Annotated in this window: 10 protein-coding genes; 5 read left to right on the top strand and 5 right to left on the bottom strand. The window is 63.5% G+C overall.

Features of this window, described 5'->3' with window-relative positions; genetic code table 11:
* Positions 1–250 precede the first annotated feature (250 nt).
* Entirely contained in the window at positions 251–1,831 is a 1,581-nt protein-coding gene (locus HWY05_RS11880; RefSeq protein WP_176058491.1) for an acid phosphatase, read from the bottom strand.
* A gap of 218 nt (positions 1,832–2,049) precedes the next feature.
* Between HWY05_RS11880 and HWY05_RS11875 the strand changes: the two genes are divergently transcribed.
* Entirely contained in the window at positions 2,050–3,513 is a 1,464-nt protein-coding gene (locus HWY05_RS11875; RefSeq protein WP_176058490.1) for a cytochrome c peroxidase, read from the top strand.
* A 29-nt stretch (positions 3,514–3,542) separates the two neighbouring features.
* Here the strand turns inward: HWY05_RS11875 and HWY05_RS11870 are convergent, their stop codons facing one another.
* Positions 3,543–3,782: a hypothetical protein gene (locus HWY05_RS11870; protein ID WP_035547168.1), complete on the bottom strand. Its 240-nt coding sequence runs from the start codon at positions 3,780–3,782 to the stop codon at positions 3,543–3,545.
* Between the two features lie 338 nt (positions 3,783–4,120).
* On the opposite strand from HWY05_RS11870, the gene HWY05_RS11865 reads away from it, so the two are divergent.
* On the top strand, positions 4,121–4,510 hold the full coding sequence (locus tag HWY05_RS11865) for an RT0821/Lpp0805 family surface protein (RefSeq protein WP_035547165.1): 390 nt from the start codon (positions 4,121–4,123) through the stop codon (positions 4,508–4,510).
* Positions 4,511–4,592: 82 nt separating this feature from the next.
* Positions 4,593–5,057, top strand: coding sequence for an NUDIX domain-containing protein (locus tag HWY05_RS11860; RefSeq protein WP_035547162.1), 465 nt, complete (start codon positions 4,593–4,595; stop codon positions 5,055–5,057).
* A 44-nt stretch (positions 5,058–5,101) separates the two neighbouring features.
* Here HWY05_RS11860 and HWY05_RS11855 read toward each other — a convergent pair whose 3' ends face one another.
* Together HWY05_RS11855 and HWY05_RS11850 are read right to left on the bottom strand one after the other, a co-directional pair.
* Positions 5,102–6,040: a transporter substrate-binding domain-containing protein gene (locus tag HWY05_RS11855; RefSeq protein WP_244146613.1), complete on the bottom strand. Its 939-nt coding sequence runs from the start codon at positions 6,038–6,040 to the stop codon at positions 5,102–5,104.
* Between the two features lie 261 nt (positions 6,041–6,301).
* Positions 6,302–8,011 (bottom strand): glutamine--tRNA ligase/YqeY domain fusion protein, encoded by a 1,710-nt coding sequence (locus tag HWY05_RS11850; RefSeq protein WP_176058489.1) that lies wholly within the window; start codon positions 8,009–8,011, stop codon positions 6,302–6,304.
* Between the two features lie 548 nt (positions 8,012–8,559).
* Here HWY05_RS11850 and ggt point away from each other — a divergent pair.
* A complete protein-coding gene (gene ggt, locus HWY05_RS11845; protein WP_176058488.1) occupies positions 8,560–10,311 on the top strand; it encodes a gamma-glutamyltransferase in 1,752 nt (583 codons plus the stop codon).
* A 92-nt stretch (positions 10,312–10,403) separates the two neighbouring features.
* On the top strand, positions 10,404–10,964 hold the full coding sequence (locus tag HWY05_RS11840; RefSeq protein ID WP_176058487.1) for an alpha/beta hydrolase: 561 nt from the start codon (positions 10,404–10,406) through the stop codon (positions 10,962–10,964).
* A 204-nt stretch (positions 10,965–11,168) separates the two neighbouring features.
* Here HWY05_RS11840 and HWY05_RS11835 read toward each other — a convergent pair whose 3' ends face one another.
* Positions 11,169–12,389 carry a CaiB/BaiF CoA-transferase family protein gene (locus HWY05_RS11835; RefSeq protein ID WP_035547152.1) on the bottom strand — a complete coding sequence of 407 codons (1,221 nt, stop codon included), beginning with the start codon at positions 12,387–12,389 and terminating at the stop codon, positions 11,169–11,171.
* Positions 12,390–12,542 lie beyond the last annotated feature (153 nt).

The raw sequence follows: 12,542 nt of genomic DNA, 5'->3' as shown, positions 1-12,542 counted from the left end.
GCCTGTCGCGGGTTGAAGAACAGATCGAGGCAGGTCGAGACAAGTTGAAACAGTTTGGACAAGCGCCGCGCCACAAAAAAACGGCAAAGATCGCGCCTTCGCACGAAGCATACGCCGCTCGTGAAAACCCGTCGCACGGACAATCCGGATCACCGGCACGCGGCTCGCGAAGCCCCAAAAAAATGGGCAGCCGAAGCTGCCCATGAAAAGGTCACGCATCACCGCGGGACCGTTGCTTAACGCGTCGTGCTTACTGTTTGATGTTCAACGCCGCCGTCAGATCGCCCATCGGCTTGCTGCCGTTGCTGACCAGCGCGGCGTCACGCGCCGCGATACCCGGCAGCGTCGGCAGCGAGAAACGGTGCGTGATGAAGCGCAGGATCGAGGTGGTGTCGTACTGCGTGTGATCGACGAAACCCTTCTTCGCGTACGGCGAAACGATCAGCGCCGGAATCCGCGTGCCCGGACCCCAACGGTCGGCCTTCGGCGGCGCGACGTGATCCCAGAAGCCGCCGTTTTCGTCGTACGTCACGACTACCAGCATGTTGTTCCACTGCGGGCTCTTCTGCAGATGCGAGATCAGGTCGGCAATGTGCTGGTCGCCCGACGCGACGTCGGTGTAACCCGCGTGTTCGTTCAGGTTGCCCTGCGGCTTGTAGAACGACACTTGCGGCAACGTGCCGGCGTCGATCGCCTTGATGAACTCCGAGCCGGCCATGCCGCCGTCAAGCAAGTGCTGCGCGCGGTTCGTGGTGCCCGGCGCCAGATCGGCGAAGTAGTTGAACGGCTGATGATGCGGCTGGAAGTTCGGCGCCGTCAGATTCGCGCCGTAGATCACGTTCGCCGTGCCGGTTTGCGCCGCCGACACCGCCGCGCCCCACGCGCCGCCGTACCACGCCCACGACACATTCGCCTTGCTCAACAGATCGCCGATGTGCTGCTGCGTCTGCGCCGGCAGCGTGGTCGCCTGGGTCGGATCGGCGAGCGTTGCGTCGCCGCCCGTCGCCGCCTTGTTGCCGCTCGGCTGAAACGGCGGCTGCATCGTGTTGATCGCGTAGAAGTCGGGCGTCAGGTTGCCCGACAGCACGTACTTGGGCGCGCCGGTGATCGCCGAAGCCGGCGAATTCGTCGCCACTTTCAGCGTCACGCCGTCGCTTTCCACCGACGAGATCGACGCCGCCGCCGGGCTCTTATCCGCGTTCGGATAGGTCGGCGTGCACGAGCAGATCAACCACTGGTGGTTCAGGAACGAACCGCCGAATGCGCCCATGAAGAAGTTGTCGGCCAGCGTGTATTGCTGGGCGACTTTCCACAGCGGCAGCTTGTCGGCGTCGAGCGTGTAGTGGCCCATCACGAGGCCGCCCGAATCCGCCCATGCGGCGAACTTGTCGTTCTTGCCGCCGTTGATCTGCATCTGGTTCTCGTAGAACCGGTGGTACAGATCGCGCGTCGTCGCGGTGATCGGCGTGTTGAAACCCTTCGGGTCGTCGATCGCGAACGGCGTGTTCGGCAGATTCGCGGTCATGGCCTGCGTGATCACCGGCGTCACGCCGGTTTGCGTCAGGCCGTTCCACACCGGCGGCAGCGTCGCCAGCACGGTGCCGTTGCGGTCCAACTGCGTGGAGTTCGCCGCCGACACGTTCTGCAGACCGTTCGCGCCGGGGAAGTTGCCGTACAGGTTGTCGAAGCTGCGGTTTTCCGCGTAGATCACCACGACCGTCTTGATCGACGTGATGTCCGGTTGCGGAGCGATGTCGCTGCCGCCGCACGCATAAAGGCTTAACGCTGCTGCGATCGCGATAGGCGTCGCGCAGATCAGTTTTTTGTTCATTTGATGTGGTTTCTCTCTCACGCGTTGGGGACGCGGGCCTCCTGTATTTCCTTACACGGATGACCGCCGGCGAAAGTTTGGCCAGGGAATTTGACAGAAAGATGTAATTAATTACGAATTGCTTGGTTGTCTGTATTTTCGTCGGCTTTATGTCATTTAAGCGACATGTGAATGAAATACGCTCGCGGACTTCACTATCGGCAACTCACATCATTCATATGCGGCCTGGTCTTGCGGGGATTCGGAAAACGGCGGTTCGGCTCGGGGCGTGGCGACACGCGGAGTCGGCCGGGAGCAAGGGAATCGGCGGGGCGCTGGCGATCACGCTTGCGCTCGTCGGCGTCACGTTGAGCCTCGCCGCGTGCGACGCAGGCACGCCTGCGGCGACTACCGCAGCCAGGGTGGAAGCCAGCGCGGCGGCGGTGCCCGGCGCGGCGTCCGCGGTCCCGGTCGCGGCCCAGAATGCCGCTCACGATGCCGGCCAGACCCGCGCGGAAGTTTACAAAGCCGTCCAGCAGATGACGGCGCTCGGCAAGCAACTGTTTTTCGACGCGTCGCTCTCCGGCTCCGGCAAGCTCGCTTGCGCGTCGTGCCATAGTCCCGACCATGCGTTCTCGCCGGCCAATGCGCTGGCGGTGCAACTGGGCGGCAACGACATGCATCGCACGGGCATGCGCGCCGCGCCGACGCTGAAGTATCTGCAATCGGTGCCGGCGTTCGCCGAGCACTATCACGAGTCCGACGACGAAGGCGACGAAAGCGTCGACGCCGGCCCGACCGGCGGCCTGACCTGGGACGGCCGGGTCGATCGTGGCCGCGACCAGGCGCGGATTCCGCTGTTGTCGTCGTTCGAAATGGGTAGCACGCCGGCCAAGGTGAGCGCCGCGGTTAAGGCCGCGCCTTATGCCGAGGCGTTTCGCGAGGCCTTCGGCGAACACATTTTCGACAACGACGACGCCACTTTCAACGCCGTGCTGCAAGCGCTCGAAACCTTCGAGCAGACGCCCGAGTTGTTCTATCCGTACACCAGCAAGTACGACGCCTATCTCGCGGGCAAGGCGCAACTGACGAAAGCCGAATTGCACGGCCTGCAAGTCTTCACCGACGAACAGAAAGGCAATTGCGCGAGTTGCCACATCAGCCAGCGCACCAAGGACGGCGCGCCGCCGCAGTTCAGCGACTTCGGCCTGATCGCGATCGGCGTGCCGCGCAACCGCGCGCTGGCGGTGAATCACGACCCGCACTTTTACGATCTCGGCGCCTGCGGTCCGGAGCGCACGGATCTCGGCGGACGCGCGGAGTTTTGCGGCATCTTCCGTACGCCGACGTTGCGCAACGTCGCGTTGAAGAAGAGCTTCTTCCACAACGGCATCTATCATTCGCTCGATCAGGTGGTGCGTTTCTATGCCGAGCGCGATACGAATCCGGAGAAGTTTTATCCGGTTTCCAAAGGCAAAGTGCAGAAGTTCGACGATTTGCCGCCGCGCTACTGGGTCAATCTGAATACCGATCCGCCGTTCGATCGCAAGCCGGGCGACAAGCCGTCGCTCGACGAGGCCGAGATCAAGGACGTGGTGGCGTTTTTGAAGACGCTGACGGATGGCTACAAGGGGGAGGGTGCAGCGGGTGGCAGCGCAGCCAATGTGGCGGCCAATGGCGCCGCGAAGGCCGGGGCGAACTGAAAACTGAACGGGGCGGGAAAGCCGCCTGATCAGTAACCCGCGCCGTCGAGGATGTAATAGCAGGTGACGAAAAACAGCGCGAAAGACGCCAGCAGACAGGCGAAGCCGACCCGCGTCAGCAGGTTCGGCCAACGCGCGAGCGGCAGACCGTCCATCCTGACGATACGTCGCGCCAAGCCCGGATCGCGGCGGATCGCAACCGGTACGAGCGCGACGCAAAGCAGTGCAAGTGCTACGGCGAAGGTTTCGAGGGCAAGGGAAAAGTCCATGACGAGGGATTTGACGCGTGGAGGGCGCCGAAGCGCAATAGAGCCATCTTAAAAATTCGCACTTCAAGCGGACATGGGACTCGTCTTAAAATTAAATGCGACGCGTGCCTGTTTGTCCGCGCGCTCCACGCTCTCCGCGCGCTGTCCACGCCATGAGCGCCATGAACAAAGGCCGACGTAGCGGGCATGCGCGTTACAACGCCGATTGCCGCAGGTCACTGCAAACGCGCATGGCTCGGTCACGTCGAGGGCGACATGCTATGCTTTTGGGGTCCAGATCACGAGTTGCGGCGAGCGCGCTCGTCGACCGCCTGAAACACTTTCGAGGAGAATCCTTCATGTCGATGCGAACCCGTGCCCTGTTTCATCTGACCGTCGGTGGCCTGCTGCTGGGCGGTGCGCTCAGCGCACAAGCGGCGAACCTCGGCTTTCTGAATGACACGCCGATCACCTACATGAAGCAGCGCGACATCGATTCGGTCAAGAAAGCCGTCATCGCCGCGTTGAACGACAAGCAGGACGGCGAGAGTACGAACTGGGTCAACGAAGGCACCGGCAACAGCGTGAAAATCGACGCGGCGATCACCGTCGCCGGCACGGCCAAAGACGGCGAGCGGACCTGCCGCGACGTCGGCGTCGTGCTGAATGCGAAGGGCCAATCCATGACCCTGCGCCCGCAATTCTGCAAGCAGGGCGAAGGTAGTTGGCAATTGCAGAAAAAGCACTGAGCATGCTTGCCGTAATGGCGACGCGCGCCGGCCTGCCGGTCGCGCGGTTCGATGCCATGGCGCGCTGCGGCGCGAACCGTCGATGAGCGCGCGGGTCATTTCATGCGGTATCGTGCTGCTCGATCCGGACGGCCGCGTGCTGCTCGCGCATGCCACCGAGACCTCGCACTGGGACATTCCGAAAGGGCACGGCGAAGAGGGCGAAGCGCCGCACGTCACGGCGCTGCGTGAGATGGTCGAGGAAACCGGGATTGCTATCGAACCGGCGCGGCTGAAAGACCTCGGCCTGTTCGTCTACCGACGGGATAAGGATCTGCATCTGTTCGGCGCGCGGGCTAATGCCGACGAACTCGATCTGAGTTCATGCACCTGCACATCGCTGTTTCCGCGCCGCTCGGACGGCACGCTGATTCCCGAAATGGATGCCTACCGCTGGGCCGCGCCGCACGAAGTCGAGCGTTATGCGAGCCGCAGTCTGACGCGGCTTTTTCAGACGACGCTGTCGCTTGCGGATTTGCATCGGTCGCTAGGTATCGCGGCGGAGTGAACGCGGTAGCGCCGCTGCCTGCATCGCGGACCTCGCGCTGAATCTCAATCGAGCGCGCGATCGTTCGGATGTGCGAACAACGCGCGATTCTGTTCCGACAGCGGAAAATTCAGATTGATGCCGCGTGGCGGGATGGGCTGCGTGAACCACTGCCGGTACAACCGTTCCGCGTCGCCGGATGTCTGGCCGCGCGCGATCACACCGTTCACGAGATTGCGGAAGGGCTCGTCGCCCTTGCGGAACATGCACGCATAGACCTCGTAACCCAGCGGCGTGCCGGTTACCACGAAGTCGTCGGGACGCGGATCGGTTGCCTTGAAGCCGTACACGATCGGCTCGTCCATCACGAACGCTACCGCCCGGTCGTCCTTGACCGCGTTGAACGCCTCGGGATGATCGCGCGCGCTCGTGATGCGCATATTCAGATGCTTATCGGTATTCAGACGGCGCAGCAGGCGTTCGTCGGAAGTGCCTGCGGTCGTCACGACCGCCTTGCCCGCCAGGTCCGAAAAATCCGTAATGCCGCTGCTCTTGCGCGAGATCATCCGCACCGCGTACTGGAAGAAGCTGTTCGAAAAGGCAGCGAGATTTTCGCGTTCGACGGTATGCGTGGTCGAGCCGCATTCCAGATCAATCTGGTTGTTCAGCAGCATGGGCGTGCGGTTCGACGAGGTCACGGTAATTTCGTGCACCTTCAGTTGCGGCATGCCGAGCGTCTTCTTGATTTCATCGACGATCTGTAGCGCAATGCTTTGTGAATAGCCGACCGTGCCCTTGCCGTCGAAGTAGGAAAACGGAATCGACGCTTCCCGCACGCCGAGCACAACGACGCCGTCGTCGTGGATTTTTTTCAGGGTGCCGGTGAGTTCGTCCGCGCGGGCGGGGGCGGTGAACGACGCGACCAGTGTGGCCAGCGCCGTGAGCCGGGTGAGCCGGCTGCGCCGCAGCGCGCGATGAGCGAAGCGGGCGGCGGCGTGCGTCATGCCGACGGCATGAACGGCACGCGCTTGACGCGCTTCACGCACCTCAAGCAGGTCATGCGCGTTGCGCGCTACGTGTGTCGGCTCACCGGTACTCGCCCCGCGGCGGGCAGCAATTTTCATCGGACCTCCGGGACTGGCGCATCCGGATGGGCGCGCTGTCACTGTCGATGGAACATGATGCAACGAAACGGCGTGCATCCCATCAACGAGATGCACGCCGTCTTCGACTTCAGATGCGCTACGACCGGCAGTCGCTCAAGCTTACGCCGGCTTGCCCCAACTGTCGCGCAAGCTGACGATGCGGTTGAACACAGGCTTGCCCGGCTTCGAGTCGACGCGGTCCGCGACAAAGTAGCCATGGCGCTCGAACTGATAGCGCTGCTCCGGCAGCGCATTTTGCGCGCCCGGTTCGAGATACGCGTGAACCACGCGCTTCGAGTCCGGATTCAGCGCGTCGAGGAATTCGCGGCCACCGGCGTCCGGTTGCGGCTCCTTGAACAGACGGTCGTAAATGCGCACTTCGGCGGGGTAGGCGGCGGCCGCGCTGACCCAGTGAATGTTGCCCTTGACCTTGTAGTTGTTCGCGCCTTCGGTGCCCGACTTGCTGTCCGGGAAGTAATTGCAATGCACCGCGACGATGTTGCCGTTCTCGTCTTTATCCGCGCCGATGCATTCGATCACGTAGCCGTAACGCAGTCGCACCCTGTTGCCCGGGAACAGACGGAAATAACCCTTCGGCGGCGCTTCGTTGTAGTCGTCGCGCTCGATCCACAGTTCGCGTGAAATCGGAAACTCGCGCACACCGTGTTCCGGATGATGCGGATGAACCGGCGCAGTGCACGGCTCGCTCACACCTTCGGGGAAGTTGTCGATGATCAGCTTGACCGGATCGAGCACGGCCGCCGTACGCGGCGCCTTGTCGTCCAGATCGTCGCGCAGCGCCCCTTCGAACACACTCATGTCGATCCACGAATCGACCTTGGTCACGCCGATACGCTCGCAGAACAACTGGATCGCCTCGGGCGTGAAGCCGCGCCGACGCACGCCGACGATGGTCGGCATACGCGGATCGTCCCAGCCTTCCACATGGCCTTCGGTCACCAGTTGCAGCAGCTTGCGCTTGCTGGTGATCGCGTAGGTCAGGTTCAGGCGCGAAAACTCGATTTGTTGCGGCAGCGGGCGCGTGAAAATACCCGCTTCAGCCAGCTCGTTCAGAATCCAGTCGTACAGCGGACGATGGTCTTCGAATTCGAGCGTGCACAGCGAATGCGTGATGTTTTCCAACGCGTCCGAAATGCAATGCGTGTAGTCGTACATCGGGTACACGCACCAGGCGTCGCCGGTACGGTAGTGATGCGCAAAGCGGATGCGGTAGATGACCGGGTCGCGCATATTGAAGTTCGGCGACGACATGTCGATCTTCGCGCGCAGCACGTGCTCGCCTTCCTTGAACTCGCCGGCCTTCATGCGGCGGAACAGGTCGAGGTTGTCCTGCACCGAACGCTCGCGGAAGCGCGACGGCGTGCCGACCTCCTGGGCCGAGCCGCGGTTGGCGCGCATTTCTTCGGCCGACTGGCTGTCCACGTATGCCTTGCCGCGTTCGATCAGCAGTTCGGCGAACTCGTACAGCTTGTCGTAGTAGTTGCTCGCGTAGTAGAGCTGTTCCTTGCCGTCTTTTTCCCACTCGAAACCGAGCCAGCGCACGGCGTCGATAATCGAGTCGACGTATTCGACGCTTTCCTTTTCCGGATTGGTGTCGTCGAAGCGCAGATGGCACACGCCGCCGTAGCTGCGCGCCACACCGAAGTTCAGGCAGATGCTCTTGGCGTGACCGATATGCAGATAGCCGTTCGGCTCGGGCGGAAAGCGCGTTTCGACGCGCTGGCCCCACTTGCCGGTGCGGTTGTCGTCGTCGATGATGTTGCGGATGAAATTGGATGCCGCTGGCGCGTCGTTGCGTTCGGTATTCATGCGAGAAGGTGAAAGTCGGTCGGGGCGCGCAATGCGCCCACTTATCCGTTAATTCTACCTGACGCGTCCCTTTGCGACAGGCGAGTGCGGCGCGCAGCCAACGTTCGAGCGGTTTCTACGGTTTTTCGAGGGTCTGGACGCTTGCCGCAAGCTGCGTTTAAGGTGCTGTAACAGGAGGTAAAACGGTTTGTTCGGGGGCAGGGCGGCGACTTAGGATGCGAGCGGCGTGGTGTGTCCGCCGTTGGCCTCGGGCGGATGCGTTGGTTGATGCGTCGGCCAATGCGATGGCGTAGGTAATGCGCCAGTCAGCCGAAGCCGATGACCGCGCTGGCGGGAGTCCGCCGCGTGCTGCGTGGCGAGCGTGGGTTGCGCTCCGCCGCCTCATGAATCCGCCGCTCTATTTTTCCTGGGTGGTGCCGCTTGTGTCCAAACGCGCCGCGCGAGCTGACGTAGCCGCCGTCCGCGCCGGCCGCACCGCCCTTTGCCGCGTTGCCCGAGCTTCAGCCGCTCGGGTGCCGATGGCGCCCATCGTTCCCGGAGTATCTCGGATGTCTGACCCGACCCACCACGCGCGTCGCGCGCCTTTCGTTTCTGTTTCTTTCGCCCGGATCGTGACGGTTTCAGCTTTGTTCGCGCTGGCCGCAGCCAGTCTCTCGCCGGTCGCTGCGCTCGCGAAAACGCCGCTGCCCAAGGCCGTGCTGGATGCTTCAGCGGTGGCGGCGCCGGATCGTTACAGCGCGGACGCCGCGCAGCAGATCTTCGCCGCCGGCGGCAACGCGGTCGATGCCGCCGTCGCGATGGCCTTCACGCTGGCCGTGACCCGTCCGGATGCGGGCAACATTGGCGGTGGCGGCTTCATGACCGTGTTGATGGACGGCAAGCCGTACTTTCTCGACTACCGCGAGCGCGCGCCGCAGCAGGCGACCCGCGACATGTACCTCGACGACAAGGGCAACCTGGTGCCGGGCATGAGCGTGGTCGGGCATCGCGCGGTAGGGGTGCCGGGCACCGTCGAAGGCATGTGGGAGGCGCAGCAGCGCTTCGGCAAACTGAAGTGGAAACAGGTGCTGGCGCCCGCGATCCGTTACGCCACCGATGGTTTCGTGGTCGAGCCGTGGCTGCAGCAGCGCCACGACGCGGCGGCGAAGAATTTCGCCGGCAAGACCAATTTCGACGCTTACTTCTCGAATCTCAAAGCGGGCGCGACGTATCGCCAGCCCGAGCTTGCGCAAACCCTGTCGCGCATTGCAGGCGACGGCGGCCGCGAATTCTACGAAGGCCGCACCGCGGATCTGATCGCGCAGCAGATGTACGGCCACGGACTCGTCACGAAGCAGGACCTGATCCAGTACAAGGCCGTGTGGCGCCAGCCGCTCACCGCCGATTGGAACGGCTACCAGGTCGTCACCGCGCCGCCGCCGAGTTCGGGTGGCGTCGGGCTGATTCAGATGCTGAAGATGAAGGCCGATCTGAAGCAGGCTTTCGACGGTCTCGCGTTGAATTCGGCGCCGTATATCCACCTGATCGCGCAGATCGAGGACCGCGTGTTCGCCGACCGTCAGCAATACCTGGGCGATCCGGATTCGTACAAGGTGCCGGTCGACAAACTGATCGACGACGCCTACCTCGCGCAACGCGCCGACGAAGTCACGCCCGACGAGGTTCCCGGCGCCAAGCCGGTCAAACCCGGGCTTGGCGATGCGTTGCCGGAAAAGGCGCAAACCACGCATTTCTCCGTGGTCGACAAGTGGGGTAATGCCGTGTCGAACACCTATACGCTGAACGGCGATTTCGGCTCCGGCGTGGTGGTGGACGGCGGCGGCTTCCTGCTGAACGACGCCATGGACGATTTCGTCACCAAACCGGCCAGCGCGAACCCATCCGGTGCGAGCAGTGTGGAAGTCAACACGGTGGCGCCGGGCCGCCGCCCGCTTTCGTCGATGACGCCGACGCTGCTGCTGAAGGACGGCAAGATCGCGCTCGTCATCGGCACGCCGGGCGGGTCGCGGATTCTGACCTCGATTTTCCAGGTGATGACCGATCTGTTCGACTTCGGCATGACGCCGACGGACGCGCTCGCCGCGATGCGTTTTCATCACCAGTTGTTGCCGCAGAAAACGATCTACTTCGAGCCGTATCGTCCGATCACCGGTGAGCTGGCCGAGCAACTGCAAGCGAAGGGCTACACGCTCGAAGGCCAGTCGTTCAACGGCGACGTGCAGATGATCCGCGTGGAGGGCACGACGCCCGAGCCGGCTGCGGACCCGCGTGGCGTGGGGGTGGGGCGTGTGATACGGTGATGCGGGGGTTTCGCGATCGACGATCAAGGATCAAGGATCGACGTCCAGCGAATCAACGTATCAACGGCTTCACGATTAACCACATTGAACGCATGAGCGGACAAAAACTCAACCTACTCGTACTACCCGGTTACCAAGGCTCCGGTGCAGGCCACTGGCAAACCCGCTGGGAAGCGCTCGATCCGGCTTTCACGCGTGTTCAGATGCCGGACTGGGACCATCCTTCACGCGACGCGTGGTGCCGCACGCTCGACGCCGCAGTGAGCGCCGTCGATGCGCCCGTGGTGTTCGCCGCACATAGTCTCGGCTGCCTGACAACGGCGTTCTGGGCCTCGCATTACGCGAGCGCCGCGCAGCTCGCGAAGGTGGCGGGGGCGTTGTTGGTGGCCGTGCCCGATTCTTCCGGCAATCGTTTCCCGCAGGACGCCGGCGGCTTCGCACCGATCCCGCTCACGCGCTTGCCGTTTGCCAGCATTGTCGTGGCGAGCAGCGACGATCCGTACGGCAGTGAGCCGTTCTCACAGAACTGCGCGAGCGGCTGGGGCAGCCGCTGGATTGGCATCGGCCCGCGCGGTCATATCAATGCCGATAGCGGACTCGGCGATTGGGAAGAAGGACGCCGCTGGCTCGGGTCGTTCGGCGAAGAAGGCTGAGCCGATTTTCGCGGCACACGAGGGCAGATCGCGTTGCTCCGCATTTTGCGGCCTAACGCGTGTCGCCAGTCTGGGTGTGCCGCCAACCTGAGCCGCGACGCCAAAACAACGCCGCATCACAACGCCGCATCACAACGCCGCACCACAACGCCGCACCACAACGCCGCGGCGCAGGCCTCAAGACGCTCCGTGCGCTCTTCCGCCTCAAATCACCGACTGCTTGCGCAACGCCGCGATCCGCGCCTCGTCATACCCCAGCACGTCACGAAGAATGCTCTCCGTATGCTCACCCAGTGTAGGCGGGGCAGTCAGCGCTTCGGGCGGCGTGCCGCTCATCCGGATCGGATTGCGCACCAGCTTGACCGCGCCGGCCGACGGGTGCGGCAGATCGATCTGCATGCCGCGCGCCACCACCTGCTCGTTCTCGAAGACTTCGTTGAGATCGTTGATCGGCCCGCACGGCACACCCGCCGCTTCCAGCGCCGTGATCCACTGATGTTTGCCCTGTAGCCGGACCATGTCGGCAAGCATCGGCGCGAGCGTTTCGCGCTGACGCACGCGCGCCGGGTTGGTGGCGAAGCGCTCGTCGTCGGCCAGTTCCGGGCGGCCGCCCGCCTCGACGAACTTGCGGAATTGCCCGTCGTTGCCGACCGCGACGATGATCCAGCCGTCGCTGGTCTGGAAGGTCTGGTAGGGCACGATGTTCGGATGCGCATTGCCCCAGCGCACCGGCGGCTGGCCGCTGGCGAGGAAGTTCGAATTCATGTTGGCGAGCATCGCTACCTGCACGTCGAGCAGCGCCATGTCGATGTATTGACCTTCGCCCGTGCGGTCGCGGTGCGTGAGCGCGGTCAGCACGGCGACGGTCGAGTACATGCCGGTCATGAGGTCGGCGATCGCCACGCCGGCCTTTTGCGGACCGCCGCCCGGCTGGCCGTCGCGCTCGCCGGTAATGCTCATGAAGCCGCCGATGCCCTGCACGATGAAATCGTAGCCCGCGCGCTGCGCATACGGGCCGGTCTGCCCGAACCCCGTCACCGAGCAGTAGATCAGATCGGGCTTCACTTCCTTCAGCGATGCGTAATCCAGACCGTACTTCTGCAACTGGCCGACCTTGTAGTTCTCCAGCACCACATCGCTTTGCGCGGCCAGTTCGCGGATGATCCGCTGGCCTTCGGGCGAGGCGATGTCGACGGTGACCGAGCGCTTGTTGCGGTTGGCCGCGAGGTAGTAGGCGGCCTCGCGCGTGTCCGCGCCGTCCGGCGTTTTCAGATACGGAGGGCCCCAGTGCCGGGTGTCGTCGCCGACTTCCGGGCGTTCGATCTTGATCACGTCGGCGCCGAAATCGGCAAGCGTCTGCGCGCACCACGGCCCGGCGAGCACACGTGTGAGGTCCAGCACGCGGATATGACTGAGAGCGCCCATGTTGTTCGATGTCTCCTAGGTAGCCGAAGCAGCGCGCACGGCGCCGCGGATGGAGGCAATCTTAAGCGATTCCCGCGCGCCGGCGCAGTCGGCCGAACGGCATAGGACGAATCGCGTACCCTGATTGCGCGCGCCGTGTCTCGCGCTGCCCGC

Origin of the sequence: Paraburkholderia sp. BCC1876, from assembly GCF_902833695.1 — a bacterium.
Taxonomy (GTDB): Bacteria; Pseudomonadota; Gammaproteobacteria; order Burkholderiales; family Burkholderiaceae; genus Paraburkholderia.
The sequence above is the reverse complement of the archived record's forward strand: the minus strand, read 5'-3'. Positions and strand labels throughout refer to the sequence as shown.

What these genes read in the sequence shown, in the direction of transcription:
- HWY05_RS11880 (WP_176058491.1), bottom strand. Translation starts at nt 1,831, where the DNA reads ATGAACAAAAAACTGATCTGCGCGACGCCTATCGCGATCGCAGCAGCG.
- HWY05_RS11875 (WP_176058490.1), top strand. Translation starts at nt 2,050, where the DNA reads ATGCGGCCTGGTCTTGCGGGGATTCGGAAAACGGCGGTTCGGCTCGGG.
- HWY05_RS11870 (WP_035547168.1), bottom strand. Translation starts at nt 3,782, where the DNA reads ATGGACTTTTCCCTTGCCCTCGAAACCTTCGCCGTAGCACTTGCACTG.
- HWY05_RS11865 (WP_035547165.1), top strand. Translation starts at nt 4,121, where the DNA reads ATGTCGATGCGAACCCGTGCCCTGTTTCATCTGACCGTCGGTGGCCTG.
- HWY05_RS11860 (WP_035547162.1), top strand. Translation starts at nt 4,593, where the DNA reads ATGAGCGCGCGGGTCATTTCATGCGGTATCGTGCTGCTCGATCCGGAC.
- HWY05_RS11855 (WP_244146613.1), bottom strand. Translation starts at nt 6,040, where the DNA reads ATGACGCACGCCGCCGCCCGCTTCGCTCATCGCGCGCTGCGGCGCAGC.
- HWY05_RS11850 (WP_176058489.1), bottom strand. Translation starts at nt 8,011, where the DNA reads ATGAATACCGAACGCAACGACGCGCCAGCGGCATCCAATTTCATCCGC.
- ggt (WP_176058488.1), top strand. Translation starts at nt 8,560, where the DNA reads ATGTCTGACCCGACCCACCACGCGCGTCGCGCGCCTTTCGTTTCTGTT.
- HWY05_RS11840 (WP_176058487.1), top strand. Translation starts at nt 10,404, where the DNA reads ATGAGCGGACAAAAACTCAACCTACTCGTACTACCCGGTTACCAAGGC.
- HWY05_RS11835 (WP_035547152.1), bottom strand. Translation starts at nt 12,389, where the DNA reads ATGGGCGCTCTCAGTCATATCCGCGTGCTGGACCTCACACGTGTGCTC.